Raw genomic sequence first — 20,498 nt, forward strand, 5'->3', positions numbered from 1 at the left:
CATGGATTGCGACGCGATGTGGGAAGCCGGCGCGGCGCTCGCCTACCGGCCCGCCGAATACCGGATCAAGTGGGCCGCGCTGCCGTGGGAGATCGAGGAAGCGCACCAGCTGCGCCGCGCGGTGTTCTGCGTGGAGCAGGGCGTGTTCGTCGGCGACGATCGCGACGAGATCGACGCGCACGCGCAGCCGCTGGTGGCCGTCAGCGGCTGCGCGGGGCTGCCCGACCAGGTGGTCGGCACGGTGCGGATCCACGAGTTCGCGCCGGGCGAATGGCTCGGCTCGCGGCTCGCCGTCCACGCGGCGTTCCGCAACCACGGCCGGATCGGCTCGACGCTGATCATGCTGGCGGTGCGCAGCGCCCACGCGCTCGGCTGCCATACGTTCCATGCCCACGTGCAGGCGCAGAACGTGCCGCTGTTCCGCCGCCTGCACTGGGATTCGCTTGGCGAGGAGCTGCTGCACGGGCGCCTGCACCACCGCATGCAGGCCGATCTCGCGTACTACCCGCCGTGTACGACGCCGTACACGGGCTTCGTGCTGCCGGCCGGGGGCGCGCGATGAACGCCACGCCGAACCTCGCCACCGATGCCGCGACGTCTCCCGCCGCGGCGCTGGCCGCGCGCGTCGAACGCCTGCGCGCGAGCCGCGGTTTCGCCCACAAGACCGACATCGCCGACGTGGTCGGCGCGCTCGCTCGCGCGCTGCCGAACGGCACGGCCGATCTCGCGCAGGCGGTGGCGGTCGGCGACGACTGCGCGGCGATCGCCGACGGCGACGGCTACCTGCTGTTCGCGATCGAGGGGCTGGTGGCCGACTTCGTCGCCGCGATGCCGTGGTTCGCCGGCTACAGCGGCGTGATGGTCAACATCAGCGACGTCTACGCGATGGGCGGCCGGCCGCTCGCGGTGGTGGACGCGCTCTGGAGCGACGGCATGGCCGGCGCGCGCGTGGTGCTCGACGGCATGGCCGCGGCCTCGGCCGCCTACGGCGTGCCGATCGTGGGCGGCCACAGCAACGCGCGTGCGAACGGCTCGCAGCTCGCGGTGGCGATTCTCGGCCGCGCGCGCCGGCTGCTGACCAGCTTCGCGGCGCGGCCCGGCGACCGGCTGGTGATGGCCGTCGACCTGCGCGGCCGCTTCGAGGATCCCTATCCGTTCTGGAACGCCTCGGTGGGCGCGCCGCCCGCGCGGCTGCGCGGCGACCTCGAACTGCTGCCGGCACTGGCCGAGGACGGCCTCTGCGAGGCGGCCAAGGACATCAGCATGGCCGGCGTGCTCGGCACCGCGCTGATGCTGCTCGAAGCGTCGGGCGTCGGTGCGCGGATCGATCTCGACGCGCTGCCTCGCCCCGACGGCGTCGATTTCGAGCGCTGGCTCGCCGCGTTTCCGAGCTACGGCTTCCTGCTCGCGGTGAGCGAGACCAATCTCGGCGCCGTGACCGGGCGCTTTTCCGCGCGCGGGCTCGCCTGCGCCGCGATCGGCACGCTCGACGCGTCGCGCGAGCTGATCGTGACCGAAGGCGGCGCGGCCGCGCGACTGTGGGATCTGCGCGAGACGCCGTTCATCGGCGCCGCGCCGGGAGCCGCGCCATGATGCCGACGCGGCCCCTGAGGATCGGCCTCTGCACGCATTCGGTGAATCCGCGCGGCGGCGTGGTCCATACGCTCGAACTGGCGCGCGCGCTCGGCGCGGCCGGCCACGACGTGACGGTGATCGCACCGGCCGCGCCGGGTGAAGGCCTGTTCCGGCGCGACGCCGCGGCGGCCGGCGGCGCCGCCTATCGCGTGGTGCTCGCGCGCACCGCAAATGCCGCGACCGATACGGTCGGGATGGTCGCCACGCGCATCGCCGCGATCCGCGCGGCCTTCGATCGCGAGGCGCTCGCGCGCTTCGACGTGCTGCACGCGCAGGACAGCATCAGCGGCAACGCGCTCGCCGAATGGAAGGCCGAGGGCGCGATTCCGGGCTTCGTGCGCACCGTCCACCATCTCGACACGTTCACCAATCCGGCGCTCGCTGCCTGGCAGCGGCGCGCCTGGCGCGATGCCGATCGCGTGTTCTGCGTGAGCGCCGCGTGGACCGCGCGGATGCGCCACGAACATGGCGCCGACGCGCGTCAGATCGCGAACGGCATCGACGTCGAACGGTTCCAGCGCGCGCCGGCCGGCGGCGTGGCCGCGCTGCGGCGGCGCTTCGGCCTGGGCGACGGCCCGCTGGTGCTGGCGATCGGCGGCATCGAGGCGCGCAAGAACACGCTCGCGCTGCTCGATGCGTTCGCGAGCCTGCGCCGCGCCCGGCCCGCCGCGCAACTCGTGATCGCCGGCGGCGCGAGCCTGCTCGATCACGATGCCTACACGCGCCGCTTCGTGGCGCGCGCGTCCGAGCTGGGGCTGGCGATCGGCGCGGGCGCGCCGGTGATCGTGACCGGTGCGCTCGATGACGACGCGATCGTCGCGCTGCTGCACGCGGCCGACGTGGTCTCGATGGTGTCGCTGCGCGAGGGCTTCGGGCTGGTGGTGCTCGAAGCGCTCGCGGCCGGCCGGCCGGTGGTGGTCTCGCGGATCGCGCCGTTCACCGAACATCTCGACGAACGCACCTGCGTCTGGGCCGATCCCGGTGATGTCGCGTCGATTGCCACGGCGCTCGGCGACGCGCTCGACGGCCGCCGCGCGCCCGATTTCTCGGCAGCCGTGCCCGCGCTGCTGGCGCGCTTCGGCTGGGCCGCGAGCGCCGCCACGCACGTCGCCCTCTATCGGGAATGGCTGGCGTCGCGCGCCGAAGCCCGCTCGCTTTCTCCCCTCGCACAGGAAACCTGATCATGCCCGTCATGCACTTCCGGGTCCGCTGGCCCGACGCCTCGGAAACCCGCTGCTATTCGCCGTCCACCATCGTGGCCGACTACTTCACGCCGGGCCAGCACTACGCGCTCGACGATTTCGTCGCGCGCTCGCGCGAGTCGCTCGGCATCGCCTCCGAGCGCGTGCGCGCGAAGTTCGGCTACGCCTGCTCGGCCGCGATGGACGAACTCGCGCGCATCGAGTCGCTGGCCGAGCAGTTCGGCGCCGTCCCCGACGCGGCCGTCACGGTGCTCGCGCTCGACTGAGCGCCGCGCCCGCCCCCTTTCCGCTACAGGAGCCTCACCATGTCGATCCCTTCCCCGTCGTCGCCCGCCCCGTCGGACGCGGTCCCGCACCATCCCGTGATCATCGTCGGCGGCGGGCAGGCCGGGCTGTCCGTCAGCTATTACCTGAAGCAGGCCGGCATCGCCCATCTGGTGATCGAGAAGGAAACCGTCACGCACACCTGGCGCAACCAGCGCTGGGACGCGTTCTGCCTCGTCACGCCGAACTGGCAGTGCATGCTGCCCGGCTGGCCCTATCGCGGCGACGATCCGCACGGCTTCATGACGAAGGACGAGATCATCGCGTACCTGGACGGCTTCGTCGCGATGGTCGATGCGCCGGTACTCGAGCACACGCGCGTGCTGCGCGTCTCGCGCGACGCGCACGGGCGCCATCAGGTCGCCACCTCGCGCGGCGCGTTCACGGCCGACCAGGTGGTGGTGGCCTCGGGCGGCTATCACACGCCGATCGTGCCGCGCCTGGCCGAGCGGCTGCCCGCCTCGATCATGCAGGTGCAGTCGTCCGACTACCGCAACGCCGCGATGCTGCCCGAGGGCGGCGTGCTGGTGGTCGGCTCCGGGCAGTCGGGCGCGCAGATCGCCGAGGATCTTCATCTGGCCGGCCGGCGCGTGACGCTGGCGGTCGGCGACGCGCCGCGCTGCGCGCGTTTCCATCGCGGCCGCGACGTGGTGGACTGGCTCGCCGACATGCGCTACTACGAAATGCCGGTCGAGCAGCACCCGCTGCGCGAAGGCGTGCGCGACAACACCAACCACTACGTGACGGGTCGTGACGGCGGCCGCGACATCGACCTGCGCCGCTTCGCGGCCGAGGGCATGGAACTGTACGGCCGGCTCGAGGACTATCGCGACGGCGCGCTGCAATTCGCGACCAACCTCGGCGCCTGCCTCGACGGCGCCGACGAGATCTACAACGGCATCAACGCGAGCATCGACGCTTTCATCGAGAAGCACGGCATCGACGCGCCGCCCGCCACGCGCTACGAACCGGTCTGGCGCCCGGCCGCCGAACGCGCCGCGCTGCCGCTGGAGACGAGCGGCATCGGCTCGATCGTCTGGTGCATCGGCTTCACGCCCGACTTCAGCTGGATCGACCTGCCGGTGTTCAACGGGCGTGGCTACCCGGCTCACTCGCGCGGCGTGACGGCGGTGGACGGCCTCTATTTCGTCGGCCTGCCGTGGCTGCATACCTGGGGTTCGGGGCGCTTCTCGGGCATCGCGCGCGACGCCGAGTATCTGGTCGCGCGGATTCGCGAGGCCGCGCCCTCTGCCGACGCGGCGGCGGCCGACGCCGCGCGCGCCGCCGAAGGCGCGGCGGCCTGACGGGCGCCGTGGTCGCGATGCAGACGACGCTTCACCGCTACCGGGCCGGCATGCCGCAACTGGGCTACACCGGCCTCGCGGAAAACTGGCTCTTGAAGGAATGCGGGCACCGGCACTGGGAGGCGCTCGCCGCGCACGCGGGCCGCGACGCGCCCGATTTCGTCGACGATCGCGGCCGGCGCGCCTACGCGGCGTTCGTCGCGATTCGCGTGGTGTTGCCCGCGCCCTCGGCGATCGAGGAAAACGACGCGTTCGAGATCGCGCTCACGCTGCGCCGCGTGGGCGCGATACGGCACACGAGCGAGCAGCGCATCGTGCGCGGCGGCGTGGAGGTCGGCTCGGTGACGATGCTCTCCACCTTCGTCACGCGCGAGCGGGCCGGCAGCAACCGTTCGGTTGCGCGGGCGCGCTTCGCCGCGCTCGGCGGCGCGCCGGACGAGGCGGGCACGCTGCCCGAGGCGCTCGCGGCGCTGGCCGCGCGCGGCCGCGCGCTGCGCGAGCGCGACCCAGCCGCCGTGCCGCCGTGGGCGCGGCCGCTCGCGACCGTGGACGCCGGCCCGATCGAGGCGGCCGAGTTCCTGCCCTGCCCGAACAACGATTTCAACGGCGCCGACCTGCTCTATTTCGCGAGCTTCCAGGCCTTCGTCGATCGCGCCGAGTGGCAGCGTCACCGCTTCGCGCGGCCGCCCGCGCTGGTGTCGCGCTCGCTGCATTTCCACGGCAACCTCGACGTCGGCGACACGCTGCGGGTCCAGCCGCTCGCCGAGCGGCGCGACGGCGCGCGGCTGCGCCACTGGTGCGAACTCGTGCGCGGCGCCGACGGCATGAAGATCGCCGACGTGATCACCGAAAAGACCTGGGAGGGCGCATGAGCGACGCCACCGTGCCGCCGCGCGAGCGCGCGGTGCCGCTGCGCGCGATCTACACGCGCGAGGATCTGCGCGGTATCGCGCATCTCGACGCGCTGCCCGGGCAGACGCCGTTCGTGCGCGGCCCGCATCCGTCGATGTATACCGGGCGCCCCTGGACCATCCGCCAGTACACGGGGCACGCCGACGCGGCCGACACCAACCTCGCGTTTCGCGCGGCCGTGGACGCGCAGGCGAACGGCCTGTCGGTCGCGTTCGACCTGCCGACCCAGCGCGGCTACGATTCCGATCACCGCGAGGCGGCGGCCGATGTCGGCCTGGCCGGCGTCGCGATCGACACCGTCGACGACATGCTGCGGCTGTTCGACGGCATCGCGCTCGACCGCGTCTCCGTGTCGATGACGATGAACGGCGCGGTGCTGCCGGTGCTGGCGGCGTTCATCGTCGCGGCCGAGGCGCGCGGCGTGCCGGCCGCGCAACTGACCGGCACGATCCAGAACGACATCCTCAAGGAATATCTGGTTCGCCATACCTGGATTCATGCGCCGGAGCCGTCGCTGCGGATCGTCGCCGAGGTGGCCGCGTATCTGGCCGAGCATGCGCCGCGCTTCAACGCGCTGTCGGTGTCCGGCTACCACTTCCAGGAGGCGGGCGCCGACCCGGTGTTCGAACTCGCGCTGACGCTGGCCAACGCGCGCACCTACGTGGAGCGGCTGACGGCGGCCGGGCTCGACGCCGACGCGGTGTGCGCGCGGCTGAGCTTCTTCTTCGGCGTGGGCACCGATTTCTATACCGAGATCGCCAAGCTGCGCGCCGCGCGGCTGATGTGGGCCGAGATCGCGGCCGGCTGCGGGGCGCGCGGCGATCGCGCCCGCGCGCTGCGCACCCATTGCCAGACCTCGGGCTGGTCGCTGAGCGCGCAGGAGCCCGAGAACAACGTCGTGCGCGTGACCGTGGAGGCGATGGCGGCCGTGTTCGGCGGCACGCAGTCGCTGCACACCAACGCCTGGGACGAGGCGCTCGCGCTGCCGTCGGCGGGCGCCGCGCGGCTCGCGCGCAACACCCAGCGAATCCTGCAGCACGAGATGGGGTTGTGCGACAGCGTCGATCCCTGGGCCGGCTCGTACCTGATGGAATCGCTGACCGACGGCATCGCGCAGCGCGTGCGCGAGGAACTGCGGGCGATCGACGCGCAAGGCGGCATGCTCGCCGTGATCGGCAGCGGCTGGGCGCGCGAACGCATCCGCGCGGGTGCCCGGGCCGCCCAGGCGCGCATCGACGCGGGGCGGCAGGTGGTGGTGGGCGTGAACCGCTTCGTGGCCGACGACGCGGGCGGCGCGCCCGACTGCCGCGAGATCGACGGCCGGCACGTGCGCGCGATGCAGTGCGCGCGGCTCGCGCAGGCGCGGGCGCGGCGCGATCCGGCGCGCGTCGCGGCGGCCTTGCGCGCGCTGACCGACGCGGCGCGTGACGGCGGCGCGAACCTGCTCGCGCTGGCGATCGACTGCATGCGTGCGCGGGCGACGGTGGGCGAATGCACGGCGGCGCTCGAGGTCGTCTGGCCGCGCTACCGGTTGCCGGACGAACGCGCGCGCGGGGTTGGCGCGGCGGCGGTGAACGCGGCGCCTTGCGCGAGCGGGCGCGGCGACGATCCCGCCTGGCGGGCAGCGCTGGCGCGCGTGCATGCGCTGGCGGCGCGGCTCGGCCGCCGGCCCGGCATCGTGATCGCGAAGCTCGGCCAGGACGGCCACGATCGCGGCGCCGAGGTGGTGGCCGCGGCGTTCGCGGACGCCGGGTTCGAGGTGCTGCGCGCGCCGCTGTTCACGTCGCCCGAGGCCGTCGCCGAACTCGTCGCGGCGCGTCGGCTCACGGCGAGCGTCGATCTGCTCGGCATTTCGACGCTGTCGGGCGCGCACGGCGAGACCGTGCCGGCCCTGCTCGACGCGCTGGCGGCGCGCGGGCTCGCGGTGCCGGTGATCGTCGGCGGCATCGTGCCGGAGGCGCATGCGCGGCTGCTGGTCGCGCGCGGCGTGGCCGACGTGTTCGGGCCGGGCGTGCCGCTCGACGTACTCGTCACGCGCGTTGCGGCGGCCATCGAGCGGACTGCGGTGCCGGCGTGCGGGGATCGCGTCGCGTGAGGACGGGCAAGCCATAGCCGCCCGGCCGCGCGTCTTCCCTCGGCCCGACCGACCGCTTGCGCTGCCCGCCGTTCAGCCGTCCCCGTCGCGCCGGAACGGCGCGGCCTGCCGCGCGTCGGCCTGATAGAACGCCGGAAACCGTTCGAGCTGCCGCAGCGCGTCGTCGAACGCGACGCCGTCGGCCAGCACCGCGCTCGAAAAGCCGGTGCGCTCCATCAGCATCAGCTGATCGGCGAGCACCTCGCCGGTCGCGCGCAGGTCGCCGCGAAAGCCGAGCCGGCGCCGCACCAGGTAGGCCTGGCTGTAGGCGCGGCCGTCGGTGAACGAAGGGAAATGCAGTTCGACGCGCGCGGCCCGCGCGATCGCGTCGGCATGCTCGATCACGTCGGCGTCGTTGCCGAGCGCGACCACGGCGCCGGGCGCGCGCGGCGAATCGGCCGCGTGCGTGTCGGCCGTCAACAGGCGAAGTCGGTCGGGCGCGTTCATGCGGGCTGCTCCTCGGCGGGTGTGGCGCGGCGCGCGGCCTGCGCGGCGGCCTTGAACGGCTCGATGCCGACCCGGCCCACGGTCTCGATGAAGGTCTCGCGGCGCGCGTTTGGCGCGTCCGGTGCGGCAGGCGTTGCGCGCAGCGCGACGTAGGTGGACAGCACGGCGTCGATCACGTCGGGCACCTCGCGCGCCGAGAACGACGGGCCGATCACCTTGCCCGCGCGCGCCTCGCCGCCGCGCGCGGAGCCGTCGGCGCCGCCAAGCGTGATCTGATACCACTCGCGGCCGTCCTTGTCGACGCCGAGGATGCCGATGTGGCCGCTGTGGTGATGGCCGCACGAGTTGATGCAGCCGCTGACGTGCAGATCGATTTCGCCGAGGTCCTCGAGTTCGTCGAGGTCCTGGTAGCGCTCGGCGATCGCGTCGGCGATCGGCAGCGAGCGTGCGTTGGCGAGCGCGCAGAAATCGCCGCCCGGGCACGCGATCATGTCGGTCAGCAGGTGGACGTTCGCGCTCGCGAGCCCTTCGGCGCGCGCCGCTTCCCAGAGCGCCAGCAGGTCGTCGGCGTGGACCCACGGCAGCACCACGTTCTGCGCATGCGTGACGCGCGCCTCGCCGGCCGAGAAGCGATCGACCAGCGTGGCCACGCGTTCGAGCTGGTCGGCCGATGCGTCGCCGGGTGCCTGCAGGGTCCGCTTGAACGACAACGTGACGATCCGCAGCGCCGGATCACGATGCGGCGCGACGTTGCGCGCGAGCCAGCCGGCCAGCGCCGGCGTGCGCGCGGCGGCCTCGGCGAGACGCGCCGCGGCGCCTGCATCGGTCGCGCCGGCGAGGCGTGCCGCGACGGCGTCGGGCACCACGAAGCAGGCTCGCACGCGCGCGAGTTCCGCGTCGGGAATCGTGTGCGGGCCGCCGTCGTGCTCGACGATCTGGCGGAACTCGGCCTCGACGTCGTCGATGAAGCGCTGCCCCTCGGCCTTCACGAGGATCTTGATGCGAGCCTTGTATTTGTTGTCGCGGCGGCCGTACTGGTTGTACACGCGCACGATCGCCTCGAGGTAGTTCATGATGTGCCGCCACGGCACGAACTCGCGCATCGGCGTGCCGATCACCGGCGTGCGGCCCATCCCGCCGCCCGCGGTGACGCGAAAGCCGAGTTCGCCGGCGGCGTCATGCACGAGCCGCAGCCCGACGTCGTGCCAGGCGGTGGCCGCGCGGTCCTCGTCCGCGCCCGTGATCGCGATCTTGAACTTGCGCGGCAGGAACGCGAACTCGGGGTGCAGCGTCGTCCACTGCCGCATGATTTCGGCGAACGGGCGCGGGTCGGCGATCTCGTCGGGCGCCACGCCGGCGCGCTCGTCGCACGAGATGTTGCGGATGCAGTTGCCGCTGGTCTGGATGCCGTGCATGTCGACGCTGGCGAGCAGGTCCATCACGTCGGCCGCGCGGTCGAGCGGGATCCAGTTGAACTGCACGTTGGTGCGCGTCGTGAAGTGCGCGTGACGCGTGGGCAGCCGCACGGTGCCGAGCGCGCGCTGCGCGTCGAGCGCCCGGCGGTAGACCTCGGGCTCGGGCACGTCGTAGTCGCGCGCCACGCGGGCCAGCACGCGCAGCTGGGCGCTCGACAGCTCGCCGTAGGGCACCGCCACGCGCAGCATCGGCGCATGGCGCTGCACGTACCAGCCGTTCTGCAGCCGCAGCGGGCGGAATGCGTCCTCGCCGAGCCGGCCGTCCTGCCAGCGTTCGAGCTGATCGCGGAATTGCGCGGCGCGACTGCGCACGAACGCGCGGTCGAAATCGGTATATCGATACATGATGGTGGGGAAAAGGCGCGGCGAGACGTGCCGAAAGCGCCGACGTTACGATGCGGGTGCCGCACCGGCAAGCAGCAGATGGCGCCGAAAACGGCGCAGCAGGCGGGCAGGCGTTGCCGCCCGGGCGCCGGGAGTTTGCGCGGCGCCATCTGCTATGCACGTTTTCCTTGCGGCTGCTGCTGTACCGATGCGCCGGAACACGCGATGATGGGTGCCAGAGCGAGACACCGTGGCGCCCCTTCGTCCGGTGTCGAGCCGGGATTACTGCGCGAGTGCCCGGATCATCACTCCTAAACCCGCAGAGCTTGCGGCCGCATGCCTGTGGCGCGGCAGGCAACCGCTCCGACACTTGCGTGCCGGAGCCCCCATTCGAGCGGACGACGCGGCCCGGCCACGGGCCGCGTCGCATGCCGTCCAGGTATCGCGATTCGCATCGGATTCCTGACAATGGCGGCATGCCGTTCCTTCGTTCCTCAAGCAAGGCTCGACGGCGCCCGTGAGCGGCGCCGAACCGGTGGCCGGCCTTCCGAAGCAGCCGGGCAATCGCGCGTGCCGCGCTCCTATAATGGCCGCTCCCGATTCGAACGCCCACGGTCCTTCCCATGTCCACCATTCCGAACCGAAACCGGCTGCGGCTGCAGCGCCTGTTCCTCTGCGCCTGCGCCGCCTTCACGCTGCACGCGCAGGCCGAACCCCGCTGGCAGACGCTGCCGCCCACGCCGGCGCCGGTGGCGGGCGAGCGGCACGGCTTCGCCGACGTACACGGCATTCATCTCTACTACGCCACGATCGGCCATGGCACGCCGGTGATCCTGCTGCACGGCGGCCTTTCGAATTCCGACTACTTCGGCCATCAGGTCAGGGCGCTGATGAAGCACCACCAGGTGATCGTGGTGGACAGCCGCGGGCACGGCCGAAGCTCGCGCGACGCGCAGCCGTTCGGCTATGACCTGATGACGGACGACGTGGTCGCGCTGATGGACACGCTCAAGCTGCGCCGGGCCGACATCGTCGGCTGGAGCGACGGCGCGATCATCGGCATCGACATGGCGATCCGCCATCCGGACCGCGTCGGCAAGGTGGTGGCGTTCGCCGCGAACACGAAGACCGACGGCGTGATGCCCGACGTCGAGAAGAACCCGACGTTCGCGGCCTTCATCAAGCGCGGCGGCGACGAGTACCGGCGCCTGTCGCCGACGCCGAAGGAGTACGACGCGTTCGTCGAGCAGATCGGCCACATGTGGGCGTCGCAGCCGAACTGGAGCGACGCGCAGCTGAAGGCGATCACCGCGCCCGTGCTCGTGATGGACGGCGATCACGACGAGGCGATCCGGCGCGAGCACACCGAATACATCGCCGCGACGATCCCGGGCGCGGGCCTGCAGATCCTGCCCGGGACCAGCCATTTCGCGATGCTGCAGGATCCCGAGGCGTTCAACTTCGCGGTCGAGCATTTTCTTGGGGATCGATAGGCGGGTGGTGGGCGAGTGACGGGCGGGCGAGGGCTCGGGGCCGGCCGGGTGCGCACTTGGCGCGGCTGCGCCCTGGATGGCGCGGCCGTGTCCACTCAACGCCTTTCCCCCGCCGCCGCGAGGCGCCGCATCGATGCGGCCGCCGTCTCCCGCAGCCATTCGGCGAGGCGCCGCGCGCCGTCCGGCAGGTCCGCGTCCACGCGGCTGCACAGGTAGTAGTCGCGGCCGTCGTCGAGCGCGCTGTCGAACAGCTGCACGACTTCGCCGCTCGCCAGCTCCGCCTCGATCAGCGGCGCGCGCATCAGCCCCGCGCCGAGCCCCGCGCGGATCGCGCTCAGGGTCAGCTGCCCGTCCTCGAACATCGGCCCGACCACCGGCGGCACGTTGCGCACGCCCGCGCCGCGCAGCCAGTTCACCCAGGTGCTGCGGTCCTCGTCATGCACGAGCGGCACCGCGGCGAGGTCGGCCGGCTTGCGGAACGGCCCGAAGCGGCGCCGGAATCCCGCGCTGCAGACCGGCACCATCGCGCCCGGCAGCAGCTTCTCGCAGCGATAGCCGGCCCAGTCGCCGGCGCCGAAGCGGATCGAGAGATCCGACGCGTCGCTGCGATAGTTGCGGTGGTTGGCGTAGAGCACGGTCACGTCGACGTCGGTGTTCGCCTCCAGGAAGCGGTGCAGCCGCGGCACGAACCAGCCGATGCCGAACAGCGGAATCAGGCTGATCGTGATCTGGCGCAGCGACGAGCGATCGCGCACGAAGCCGGTCGCGCTGCGCAGCACCGAGAACGCCGCGCTGATCGAGCGGTAGTAGTCGCGGCCTTCGTCGGTCAGTACCAGCGCGCGGCCCTCGCGCACCGTCAGCGGCGTCAGGATGAACGCGTCGAGCAGCTGCAGCTGATGGCTGACCGCCGACGGCGTGATGTCGAGTTCGGCCGCCGCGGCCGTGACCGAGCCCAGCCGCGCGAACGCCTCGAAGGCGCGCACCGCGCGCAACGGAGGATCGTTCGACAATTGTTCGATATTTTTCATGTTTTGAATTCTATCGAATAATTCGGGAGACGGCAAAATCGCCAGATGTCTTTATGGTTAAAGGTTTTGCCCGATATTGCCGGTCGGGTATAAGCATTCAATCAAAGCGTATTTGGCTGCGATCGCATGACTGTTTAATATTTTTCATGTTTTAATCGATCGCCCACACGCCTGCCACTCATGAAAAAATCCGTCTCCCTCACCGCCGCCGCCGCGCTCGCCGTCGCCGCCGGCGCCACGTTCGCGCTGCCCGCCGGCGCCGCCGACGCGCCGCGAACCGTGCTGATCGGCCTCGCGGCGCCGCTGACCGGCCCGTCCGCGCGGATCGGCAAGGATCTGCAGAACGGCGCGCAGCTCGCGCTCGACGATGCGAACCGCCGCCATCCGACGCTCGACGGCAAGTCCGTCGTCTACAAGCTGGTGGCCGTGGACGACCAGTCCGACCCGCGCACCGCCGTGACGGTCGCGCAGTCGCTGGTCGAGCAGCACGTGATCGGCGTGGTCGGCCACTGGAACACCGGCTGCAGCGTGCCGGCCTCGCGCGTCTATCGCGACGCGGGCATCCCCGAGATCGCGCCGGCCTCCACCGGCCATCAATACACGGAGCAGGGCTACGCCACCGCGTTCCGCATCATGGGTCACGACGACGACGGCGGCGCCTACACCGGCGCCTATGCGGTGAAGACGCTGCACGCGCGCCGCATCGCCGTGCTCGACGATCGCACCTCGTTCGGCTCGGGTCTCGCCGACCAGTTCGTGAAGGGTGTGAAGGCCGACGGCGGCACGATCGTCGACCGCGAATACGTGAACGACAAGACCGTCGATTTCAGCGGCGTGCTGACCGCCATCAAGGCCAGGCAGCCCGACGTGGTGTTCTTCGGCGGGATCGACGCGCAGGCCGCGCCGATCGCGCGCCGCATGCGGCAGCTCGGGATCCACGCCACGCTGCTCGGCGCGGGCGGCTTCGTGAGCCAGACCTTCCTCTCGCTGGCTGGCGCCGACGGCGACGGCGTGACCGCGCTCGAACCGGGCCGGCCGCTCGCGAAGATGCCGGGCGGCGCCGCGTTCGACGCGCAATACCGCGCGCGCTACCACGCGCCGATCGAGCTGCACGCCCCGTTCGCCTACGACGCGGCCGCCACGCTGATCGCCGTCGCGCAGCAGACCGGCTCGACCGACCCGGCCACGCTGGTGGCCGCGCTGCATCGCGTCGACCGGCAGGGCGTGACCGGGCGCATCGCGTTCGACGCGCAGGGCAACCTGAAGGATCCGGCCTACACGATCTATCGCGTGCAGGACGGCAAGTGGGACGTCGTCGACGTGCTCGGCGGCGGCGCGAAGCCGTAAGGCGGCACGCCGGGCGGCACGCGCCGCCCGGCAGCGCCGCAGCGGCATCCAGGCAGCACCCGGGCAGCACCGATCACCCACGATAACGACGAACCCCCAAGTCAGGAGTCACCATGACCGAGCCGACCCAGTCCGCCGCGTCGAGCGACGCGGCCGACCATCGCCTGGGCATCCTCGCGCGCCGCAGGATCGAGGCGGAGATCATCAAGCCGATCTACGAAATCATGAAGCGCGAGTTCGGCACCGAGCGGGCGCAGGCCGTGATCGCCGAGGCGGTGCGCGGCGCGGCCGTGGATGCCGGCCGGTCGTTCGCGGCGCAGGAGCCGGACGGCACCAGCATCGCGTCGTTCGTCGCGCTGCAGGTGCTGTGGGAGAAGGACGACGCGCTCGACGTGGAGGTGCGTCGCGAGGATGGCGCGCACTACGACTACGACGTGCATCGCTGCGCCTACGCGGAGATGTATCACGCGATGGGGCTCGGCGAGATCGGCCACCTGCTGAGCTGCGCGCGCGACGAGTATTTTATTCGCGGTTACGATCCGCGTGTCGCGCTCACGCGCACCACCACCATCATGCAGGGCGCGCCGCGCTGCGACTTCCGCTACCGGATGCGCGACGCGGCACACGCCACCGGGGAGAATCACGATGACGAATGAATCGAAACCGCTGCCGGCCGGCACGCATCGCGCCGTGCGCGTGGACAGCGCGCGCCTGTGGGAGTCGCTCGACCGGATGGCGCGGATCGGCGCGACGCCGAAGGGCGGCGTCTGCCGGCTCGCGCTGACCGAACTCGACCGCGAGTCGCGCGACCTCTTCGTGGCCTGGGCGCGCGAGGCCGGCTGCACGATCCGCGTCGACGCGATGGGCAACGTGTTCGCGCGTCGCGAAGGCCGCCATGCCGGCGCGGCCCCCGTGCTGACCGGCTCGCATGCCGACACGCAGCCCACCGGCGGCCGCTACGACGGCATCTACGGCGTGCTCGGCGGGCTCGAGGTGGTCCGCGCGCTCAACGATGCGGACGTGCAGACCGAGCGGCCGATCGAGGTCGTGCTCTGGACCAACGAGGAAGGCTCGCGCTTCGCGCCGGCGATGGTGTCATCGGGCGTGTTCGCGGGCGCGTTCACGCTCGACTACGGCCTGTCGCGCACCGACCGCCAGGGCACCACGCTCGGCGCGGCGCTCGCCGCGATCGGCTACGCGGGCGACGCGCCGGTGGGCGGCTTCCCGGTGCATGCGGCCTACGAGCTGCATATCGAGCAGGGGCCGATCCTCGAACGCGCCGGCAACACCATCGGCGTGGTGACGGCCGGGCAGGGCCAGCGCTGGTACGAACTGACGTTCACCGGCGTCGACTCGCACGCCGGCACCACGCCGATGGACGCGCGCCGCGACGCGCTGGTGGGTGCCGCGCGCGTGATCGGTTTCGTCGACGCGATGGGCCGCGGCCGGGCGCCCGACGCGCGCGCCACGGTCGGGCTGATCGAGGCGCGGCCGAATTCGCGCAACACGGTGCCGGGCGAATGCTTTTTCACGGTGGAGTTCCGCCATCCCGACGCGGCCGTGCTCGCGCAGATGGACGCCGAACTGCGTGCCGAGGTGGCGCGGATCGCGAGCGAGACCGGGCTCGGCGCGCGCATCGAGCAGATCTTCGACTATGCGCCGGTGCCGTTCGCGCCGCGCTGCATCGAGACCGTGCGCGACGCGGCGCTCGCGCTTGGCCTCTCGCATCAGGACATCGTTTCCGGCGCCGGGCACGACGCCTGTTACCTGGCGCGCGTCGCCCCCACCGGCATGATCTTCGTGCCTTGTGTCGACGGGCTCAGCCACAACGAGGCCGAGGCGATCACGCAGGAATGGGCCGAAGCAGGCGCGAACGTCCTGCTGCACGCGGTGCTGGCGAGCGCGCAGGACGCCGTGGACGCCTGAAGCGGGCGGGGCCGGCCTGCGGCCCGGTTCGGCGGCGGCCGATGCGTGCCCGCGCGAACTCGCGCGCGCCGGCCGCGTCGGCCGGCACGGGCAGCGCATCGGGGGCAAGCCGTGAACTCGCGGCAATACCTCAGGTGATCATGCACCCGTCGCGCGGCGCGGCGAGCGCTCGCCGCGCGACGCTCAGTGGTCCATCACCAGCGTCGGATGGCATTCGAACGTGAGCTTCGCCTCGTTGTCGGAGACGTGCTCGGCGCCCGGGCTCGCATGCATGCCCTGCTGCGCGCAATAGGCATCGGCGGTGCCGATCGCCTTGCGGTGGGCCGCGGCCCACGAGAGCACGGCGCCGTGGGCCGTGGTGTTGACGGTATAGACGTGCGGCTTGTCGGTCGCGCTGACGTCGGATGCGCTCGAACAGGCGCCGAGCCAGAGTGTCAGGGCCGCCGCGATCAAGCCGATGAGCGGTGTTCTGAAGGACATGGGAAATTTTTTCTGCAATGAAATCAAGGCGACATGAAACGTCGCACTGGAGCAGGCGGAAGTATCGGCGATTTCCGCGCGCCGATCATCGTCGCGGGATTGAACAGTACGTTTCCGCCGTGTGAACAATGGCCGGATGGCGCGACGGCCGACGCGGCATATCCCGCGCCGCCCTGGCATGGTGTCGACGATCGCTGCGAATATCGCGTCGGACACCATTTCCGTGTTTTGCCATACAGCCGACGGCAAGCAGTGCGACTGCGCTGATCCGCTCGGGTTCCGGCGATTCTCGATTCAATTTTCGATCATGAGCCGGCCCCGCCGCCGCCCCGCCACGGGGGGCGATCATGAGGGTCCGAATCGGCGCCGGCGTGCAGCCTCGCCTCGCTTACGTTCCTGAAACAGGCGCGCGGCCGGGCGCCGGCGGCCGGCGCTTCGCCGCGGGGCCGCCGCCGGATACGCGTGCGCCGTCCTTTCCCTCATCGCGCGCCGGGCATCCAGCCCGCGCGGCCGTGCTCGCCGAGCAGCGCGCGCCCCAGCGCCTCGAACGCGACGGCCGGCAGGTCGGCCAGCCGTTCGACCACGGTGCTGGTCGGATAGAACGCCTCCACCGCGTCGTCGAGGATGCCCACGCCGATCAGCTCGACGCCGCGCGCGCCGATTTCGGCGATGCGCGCGCGCAGGTCCGCGCGCAGCCGGGCCGGGTCACCGTCGCCGGTTGCGGGATAGCCGTCCGACAGCACCATCAGGATGCGCCGCCGCGCGCGCCGCGCGAGCAGCCGCCCGGCGGCCCAGGCGAGCGCCTCGCCGTCGGGGTTCTCGTGGCCGCATTCGAGGCGCGCGAGTCCGCTCGGATCGTCCGAATCGAAGCGCTTGTAGATTTCCAGATCGAGCCGCTCCACGAAGCGGTTGTAGCCGCGCGGCGAGTGGCCGGCGGCGAGCCAGGCCTGATGCCAGGCGCGCATCGCCGGCGCCTCGATCGAACTGTAGCCGAGCGCCTCGCAGGCGAAACCGAGCCGGGCGAGCGCATCGCAGAGCGCGGCGGCGCACAGGCGCGCGAGTTCGATCTTGCGGCCCGCCATCGAGCCGCTGCGGTCGATCAGCAGCGTGACTGCCGTGTCGCGCCCGGCCCGCGCGCGCCGCACGCGGAACGGCGTGCGGTAGCCGGGCGAGGTGGCGAGGCGCGCGAGCGCGCGGCGATCGAGTTCGCCGCGTTCCTGTTCGCCGCGCCAGTGCTGCTGTTCGTCGGCTTCGAGCGCGCGCTCGAGTTGGGCTTTCAGGCGCGCGGTCTGCGCGCGGGCCGCGGCGCGCAGCTTGCGCCACGCGGTGGCGTCGCCGCTGCCGGTCAGGTCGGTGACGGTGTCGAACGCGGTGGTGATCGGGATCGACAGCGCCGGCGCGGAGTCGGCGCGGGCCGGGCGCGGCACGGGCGCGCTGTCGCCGGCGGCGGCGTCGGCGTTCGCGTCCGGGTCGGCCGGGGCGGTATCGGAAAGCGTGGTCGCGCCGGGCCGTGCCGGATTGGTTGCGCGCGCATCGAATGGATCGGCCGCGCCCGGTTCGTCTTCGGCGGCGAAGGCGTCCGCCACCTCGGCCGCCACGTCGGCCATGCTCGCCGGGGAATCGAGCGTCGTCTCGCGATCGACGCCGAGCATCATGTTGTTCGCGTCGCCGCGCGCGAGCGCCCGGACCCGCTCGACGATCGCCTCTGCCGCCTCGATGCTGGCGGCCGCGGAGCGCGAGGCGCGCGCCGCCTCGATCAGCGCCGAGGCGGCGCCGAGCGAGGCGTCGAGCGAGGCGCCGCGTTCGGCCGGCGGCGGCGCCTCGCCGCGAAGCACGCGCGAGACGCGCCAGACGAAACGCTCGCGCCAGCCGAGCGTCGGCCAGCGCAGGGCCGTCTCGCGAGCGGCGGCCTCGCGCTGTCGCGCCAGCAGCGGCGCGGCGCCGGGGAAGCGGGCCAGCAGCGCGAGGCTGGCGCGATGGTCGTCGATCGCCTCCGCGAGCGCGCGCGTGACGTGCGAGGCGACGCGCGCGCGCCGTGCCGGCTCACCGAAGCGCAGCCGCGCGGCGAGCAGGTCGACCCAGCCCGCCAGTTCGTCGGCGGACCACGGCGCGCCGCCGGCGCTGGCGGGTACCACGAGCAGCGTGGATGCCGACGGTTCGCCGCCCGGCACCAGCGCCGGGCCGTCGTGCGAGATCCGCACCTGCACGGCGGCGTCGCCGGTCAGCACGCGGGCGAGCTTGCCGAGCCGCTCGCCCGGGTCGTCGCCGGTGCCGGCCGGTGCGCTCGCGTTCGTGCCGGCGGGATCGCGCATGGCCGTCACGCCGCGTCGAGATCGATGTGGTGGCGGATGATGTCGCGGATCAGCGCGGCGTCGTCGAGGCTCACCTTCGCGTAGATCGTCGGGCCGGCCGCCTCTTCCGGGTCGCCGGTGCGCAGCATCAGGTCGGTCCAGTCGATCAGGCGCCGCGTCGAGAACGCGCTCGCCAGGTCGTCGCGCTCGAACGCGCGCCGGCAGGCGGCCGCGATCGAGGCGAGCGTGTCGGCCATCGCCGGGCTGACGCGCGCGCCGAAGGTCCGGCGCAGCACGGCGGCCTCGTCGGCCGGCGTCAGATAGTCGATCTCGTAGACGCGCCAGCGGTCCAGGAACGCGTCGTTCATCACGTTCGCGCCCTGGTAGAGATGGCGGAAGCGGCTCATCGCGCCGGCCGCGTTGGCGGTCGCGAACAAGCGGAACGACGGGTGCGGCACGACGATCTCGCCGCCTTTTTCCTTCAGCAGCAGCCGGCCGCCTGGTTCGAGCACGGCGGTCAGCACGGCGAGGATCGCCGGCTCGGCGAAATCGACCTCGTCGACGATCAGCCAGAGCCCCTGGCGCATCGCGTTCGGCAGCACGCCGTCCACCCAGATCGTCGCGCCGCCCTTGACGGTCCAGAAGCCGACGAAATCGCCCACCGTGGTCTGGCCGTTCATGTTCGCGCGCAGCACGCCGTGGCCGGTGTGCGCGGCCGTCTGCTCGATCAGGCTGGTCTTGCCGCTGCCCGTGTGGCCGATCAGCAGCAGCCGGCGGTTCTCGACGATGTCGCGCAGCACGTTCGCGGCGCGCGCGCCGAACAGGTAGGCGGGGTTGCGCGCGGGCACCAGCGGGCCGCCGGCACCGGTCGGCAGCGCGACGCCGGCGAGCGTCGCGCCCGGCGGCGCGTCGTCGTCGGGCGCCTTGGCCGCTCGCGCGGTCGCGCGGGCCGCCGCGCGCAGTTCGCGCAGGAAGCCGGCCCGATGCGGCGGCGGTGCGCCCGCGGCGTCCGCGTCGCCGCGTACGTAGCCTTCGCGCTGCCACTTGCGCAGCTTCGCGTCGAGGTTGTCGGGATCGATCACGGTGTCGATGTCGGTCGCGCCGTCCGCGCGGCGATGCTGGATGCGGAACAGGTGCGGGCGATCCGAGTGGCTGACGAGCCAGGCGCCGTCGTCGCGCGCATAGACGCCGACGGGCGACGCGTCGGAGGGGATCGGGGCGGGCTCGGTGGTCATCGGCGATTCGGACGGCGGCGCGGCGCCGCTCGGCAAGGGAAGCCGTCATTGTGCTACGCGGCCGGCGGGCGCTGCAAAAACCGCGGCCGCGGCGCCGGTCGCCCGGCGGGAGTGCGGTCGTGCCCCGCCATTCCTTCCGAATGGGATTTAATGCATTTCTTTGTATTGATTTATTGCTTGACGAGATTGTTTCAGACTGGCGATCCTGCGCCGGGCGGCCATGCCGTGTCGGCTGTCCCCATTTTCCGTGCGGAGCGATACGCGATGACCCCCGACCTGATTCAGGACCCGAGCTCGACGCTCGCCTACCGACCGCGCCCGGCGCACGGCACGCCACGGGCGCGCCTGCTGCTGCTGCACGGCGTCGGCGGCAACGAAACCAATCTGCTATCGCTGGCCGAGGCGCTCGACCCGCGCCTCGAGCTGGGCTTCGTGCGCGGCCCGCTCACGCTCGGCCCCGGGCAATACGCGTGGTTCCCGGTGCAGTTCGGGCCGAACGGTCCGTCGATCGACGCCGCGCGCGCCGATGCGAGCCGGCTCGCGCTGATCGCGCTGATTCGCGCGCTGCATGCCGCCGACGGTGCCGCGCCGCTGCCGACGCTGATCGGCGGCTTCAGCCAGGGCGGCATCATGAGCGCGAGCGTGGGCCTCAGTTCGCCCGCCGACGTGCGCGGCTTCGCGATCCTGAGCGGCCGCATCCTGCCCGAGATCGACGTGCATCTCGCGCCGCGCGAGGCGCTCGCGACGCTCGACGCCTTCATCGCGCACGGCGACTACGACGACAAGCTGCCGGTGTCGTGGGCCGAGCGCGCCGACGCGAAGCTGACCGGGCTGGGCGTGCCGCACGACTCGCGCCGCTATCCGGTCGGCCATCAGCTGAGCGAGGCGATCGTCGGCGATTTCGCCGCGTGGGTGGCACGCCGCGCCGGTCTCGATTGAGG

General features: G+C 72.3%; 19 protein-coding genes. 13 read left to right on the forward strand and 6 right to left on the reverse strand.

Annotation, left to right across the window (positions count from 1 at the left end):
- Position 1: 1 nt before the first annotated feature.
- Genes bpln_RS19670 through scpA form a run of 7 tightly spaced genes read left to right on the forward strand, consistent with a single transcriptional unit; the run spans position 2 to position 7,472 of the window.
- On the forward strand, positions 2–562 hold the full coding sequence (locus bpln_RS19670) for an MSMEG_0567/Sll0786 family nitrogen starvation N-acetyltransferase (protein WP_055139746.1): 561 nt from the start codon (positions 2–4) through the stop codon (positions 560–562).
- Entirely contained in the window at positions 559–1,593 is a 1,035-nt protein-coding gene (locus bpln_RS19675) for a sll0787 family AIR synthase-like protein (protein WP_055139747.1), read from the forward strand. The genes bpln_RS19670 and bpln_RS19675 overlap by 4 nt, the downstream gene beginning before the upstream one ends.
- Positions 1,593–2,816, forward strand: coding sequence for an MSMEG_0565 family glycosyltransferase (locus bpln_RS19680; RefSeq protein ID WP_055141140.1), 1,224 nt, complete (start codon positions 1,593–1,595; stop codon positions 2,814–2,816). The genes bpln_RS19675 and bpln_RS19680 overlap by 1 nt, the downstream gene beginning before the upstream one ends.
- A gap of 2 nt (positions 2,817–2,818) precedes the next feature.
- Positions 2,819–3,103, forward strand: coding sequence for an MSMEG_0570 family nitrogen starvation response protein (locus tag bpln_RS19685; protein ID WP_042627076.1), 285 nt, complete (start codon positions 2,819–2,821; stop codon positions 3,101–3,103).
- A gap of 39 nt (positions 3,104–3,142) precedes the next feature.
- On the forward strand, positions 3,143–4,465 hold the full coding sequence (locus bpln_RS19690) for an MSMEG_0569 family flavin-dependent oxidoreductase (RefSeq protein ID WP_055139748.1): 1,323 nt from the start codon (positions 3,143–3,145) through the stop codon (positions 4,463–4,465).
- A gap of 17 nt (positions 4,466–4,482) precedes the next feature.
- Entirely contained in the window at positions 4,483–5,337 is an 855-nt protein-coding gene (locus bpln_RS19695; protein WP_042627078.1) for a Pnap_2097 family protein, read from the forward strand.
- Positions 5,334–7,472, forward strand: a complete 2,139-nt coding sequence (scpA, locus tag bpln_RS19700) for a methylmalonyl-CoA mutase (RefSeq protein ID WP_055139749.1) — start codon at positions 5,334–5,336, stop codon at positions 7,470–7,472. The genes bpln_RS19695 and scpA overlap by 4 nt, the downstream gene beginning before the upstream one ends.
- Positions 7,473–7,544: 72 nt before the next feature.
- On the opposite strand, the gene bpln_RS19705 is transcribed toward scpA, so the two are convergent.
- Both bpln_RS19705 and bpln_RS19710 read right to left on the reverse strand, forming a co-directional pair.
- Positions 7,545–7,958 (reverse strand): DUF934 domain-containing protein, encoded by a 414-nt coding sequence (locus bpln_RS19705; RefSeq protein ID WP_042627080.1) that lies wholly within the window; start codon positions 7,956–7,958, stop codon positions 7,545–7,547.
- Positions 7,955–9,778 (reverse strand): nitrite/sulfite reductase, encoded by a 1,824-nt coding sequence (locus bpln_RS19710; protein ID WP_055139750.1) that lies wholly within the window; start codon positions 9,776–9,778, stop codon positions 7,955–7,957. Before bpln_RS19710 ends, bpln_RS19705 begins: the two co-directional genes overlap by 4 nt.
- Positions 9,779–10,380: 602 nt before the next feature.
- On the opposite strand from bpln_RS19710, the gene bpln_RS19715 reads away from it, so the two are divergent.
- A complete protein-coding gene (locus bpln_RS19715; RefSeq protein WP_055139751.1) occupies positions 10,381–11,250 on the forward strand; it encodes an alpha/beta fold hydrolase in 870 nt (289 codons plus the stop codon).
- A 95-nt stretch (positions 11,251–11,345) separates the two neighbouring features.
- Here bpln_RS19715 and bpln_RS19720 read toward each other — a convergent pair whose 3' ends face one another.
- On the reverse strand, positions 11,346–12,278 hold the full coding sequence (locus tag bpln_RS19720; protein WP_042627083.1) for a LysR substrate-binding domain-containing protein: 933 nt from the start codon (positions 12,276–12,278) through the stop codon (positions 11,346–11,348).
- Between the two features lie 180 nt (positions 12,279–12,458).
- Between bpln_RS19720 and bpln_RS19725 the strand changes: the two genes are divergently transcribed.
- From bpln_RS19725 to bpln_RS19735, 3 genes are all read left to right on the forward strand, one after another.
- Positions 12,459–13,625 carry a branched-chain amino acid ABC transporter substrate-binding protein gene (locus tag bpln_RS19725; protein WP_055139752.1) on the forward strand — a complete coding sequence of 389 codons (1,167 nt, stop codon included), beginning with the start codon at positions 12,459–12,461 and terminating at the stop codon, positions 13,623–13,625.
- Positions 13,626–13,738: 113 nt separating this feature from the next.
- Complete coding sequence (locus bpln_RS19730) at positions 13,739–14,281, forward strand: L-2-amino-thiazoline-4-carboxylic acid hydrolase (protein WP_042627085.1); 543 nt, start codon at positions 13,739–13,741, stop codon at positions 14,279–14,281.
- Complete coding sequence (locus bpln_RS19735; protein ID WP_042627086.1) at positions 14,271–15,551, forward strand: Zn-dependent hydrolase; 1,281 nt, start codon at positions 14,271–14,273, stop codon at positions 15,549–15,551. The genes bpln_RS19730 and bpln_RS19735 overlap by 11 nt, the downstream gene beginning before the upstream one ends.
- A 183-nt stretch (positions 15,552–15,734) precedes the next feature.
- Here bpln_RS19735 and bpln_RS19740 read toward each other — a convergent pair whose 3' ends face one another.
- Positions 15,735–16,031, reverse strand: coding sequence for a hypothetical protein (locus bpln_RS19740; RefSeq protein WP_042627087.1), 297 nt, complete (start codon positions 16,029–16,031; stop codon positions 15,735–15,737).
- Between the two features lie 33 nt (positions 16,032–16,064).
- Here bpln_RS19740 and bpln_RS37070 point away from each other — a divergent pair, with 33 nt between their 5' ends.
- The gene (locus bpln_RS37070; RefSeq protein ID WP_162492387.1) at positions 16,065–16,298 is read left to right on the forward strand and encodes a hypothetical protein; all 234 of its coding nucleotides are present in this window, start codon (positions 16,065–16,067) and stop codon (positions 16,296–16,298) included.
- A gap of 212 nt (positions 16,299–16,510) precedes the next feature.
- On the opposite strand, the gene bpln_RS19745 is transcribed toward bpln_RS37070, so the two are convergent.
- Together bpln_RS19745 and bpln_RS19750 are read right to left on the reverse strand one after the other, a co-directional pair.
- Positions 16,511–18,343 (reverse strand): cobaltochelatase CobT-related protein, encoded by a 1,833-nt coding sequence (locus bpln_RS19745; protein ID WP_055139753.1) that lies wholly within the window; start codon positions 18,341–18,343, stop codon positions 16,511–16,513.
- A gap of 5 nt (positions 18,344–18,348) precedes the next feature.
- Positions 18,349–19,557 carry an AAA family ATPase gene (locus bpln_RS19750; protein WP_055141141.1) on the reverse strand — a complete coding sequence of 403 codons (1,209 nt, stop codon included), beginning with the start codon at positions 19,555–19,557 and terminating at the stop codon, positions 18,349–18,351.
- Between the two features lie 264 nt (positions 19,558–19,821).
- Between bpln_RS19750 and bpln_RS19755 the strand changes: the two genes are divergently transcribed.
- The gene (locus tag bpln_RS19755; protein ID WP_055139754.1) at positions 19,822–20,496 is read left to right on the forward strand and encodes an alpha/beta hydrolase; all 675 of its coding nucleotides are present in this window, start codon (positions 19,822–19,824) and stop codon (positions 20,494–20,496) included.
- Positions 20,497–20,498: the final 2 nt, after the last annotated feature.

The organism is Burkholderia plantarii, from assembly GCF_001411805.1.
GTDB lineage: Bacteria > Pseudomonadota > Gammaproteobacteria > Burkholderiales > Burkholderiaceae > Burkholderia > Burkholderia plantarii.

Excerpts from the sequence above, each read along its gene's own strand:
- bpln_RS19670 (WP_055139746.1), top strand. The coding sequence starts at position 2 with ATGGATTGCGACGCGATGTGGGAAGCCGGCGCGGCGCTCGCCTACCGG.
- bpln_RS19675 (WP_055139747.1), top strand. The coding sequence starts at position 559 with ATGAACGCCACGCCGAACCTCGCCACCGATGCCGCGACGTCTCCCGCC.
- bpln_RS19680 (WP_055141140.1), top strand. The coding sequence starts at position 1,593 with ATGCCGACGCGGCCCCTGAGGATCGGCCTCTGCACGCATTCGGTGAAT.
- bpln_RS19685 (WP_042627076.1), top strand. The coding sequence starts at position 2,819 with ATGCCCGTCATGCACTTCCGGGTCCGCTGGCCCGACGCCTCGGAAACC.
- bpln_RS19690 (WP_055139748.1), top strand. The coding sequence starts at position 3,143 with ATGTCGATCCCTTCCCCGTCGTCGCCCGCCCCGTCGGACGCGGTCCCG.
- bpln_RS19695 (WP_042627078.1), top strand. The coding sequence starts at position 4,483 with ATGCAGACGACGCTTCACCGCTACCGGGCCGGCATGCCGCAACTGGGC.
- scpA (WP_055139749.1), top strand. The coding sequence starts at position 5,334 with ATGAGCGACGCCACCGTGCCGCCGCGCGAGCGCGCGGTGCCGCTGCGC.
- bpln_RS19705 (WP_042627080.1), bottom strand. The coding sequence starts at position 7,958 with ATGAACGCGCCCGACCGACTTCGCCTGTTGACGGCCGACACGCACGCG.
- bpln_RS19710 (WP_055139750.1), bottom strand. The coding sequence starts at position 9,778 with ATGTATCGATATACCGATTTCGACCGCGCGTTCGTGCGCAGTCGCGCC.
- bpln_RS19715 (WP_055139751.1), top strand. The coding sequence starts at position 10,381 with ATGTCCACCATTCCGAACCGAAACCGGCTGCGGCTGCAGCGCCTGTTC.
- bpln_RS19720 (WP_042627083.1), bottom strand. The coding sequence starts at position 12,278 with ATGAAAAATATCGAACAATTGTCGAACGATCCTCCGTTGCGCGCGGTG.
- bpln_RS19725 (WP_055139752.1), top strand. The coding sequence starts at position 12,459 with ATGAAAAAATCCGTCTCCCTCACCGCCGCCGCCGCGCTCGCCGTCGCC.
- bpln_RS19730 (WP_042627085.1), top strand. The coding sequence starts at position 13,739 with ATGACCGAGCCGACCCAGTCCGCCGCGTCGAGCGACGCGGCCGACCAT.
- bpln_RS19735 (WP_042627086.1), top strand. The coding sequence starts at position 14,271 with ATGACGAATGAATCGAAACCGCTGCCGGCCGGCACGCATCGCGCCGTG.
- bpln_RS19740 (WP_042627087.1), bottom strand. The coding sequence starts at position 16,031 with ATGTCCTTCAGAACACCGCTCATCGGCTTGATCGCGGCGGCCCTGACA.
- bpln_RS37070 (WP_162492387.1), top strand. The coding sequence starts at position 16,065 with ATGAAACGTCGCACTGGAGCAGGCGGAAGTATCGGCGATTTCCGCGCG.
- bpln_RS19745 (WP_055139753.1), bottom strand. The coding sequence starts at position 18,343 with ATGCGCGATCCCGCCGGCACGAACGCGAGCGCACCGGCCGGCACCGGC.
- bpln_RS19750 (WP_055141141.1), bottom strand. The coding sequence starts at position 19,557 with ATGACCACCGAGCCCGCCCCGATCCCCTCCGACGCGTCGCCCGTCGGC.
- bpln_RS19755 (WP_055139754.1), top strand. The coding sequence starts at position 19,822 with ATGACCCCCGACCTGATTCAGGACCCGAGCTCGACGCTCGCCTACCGA.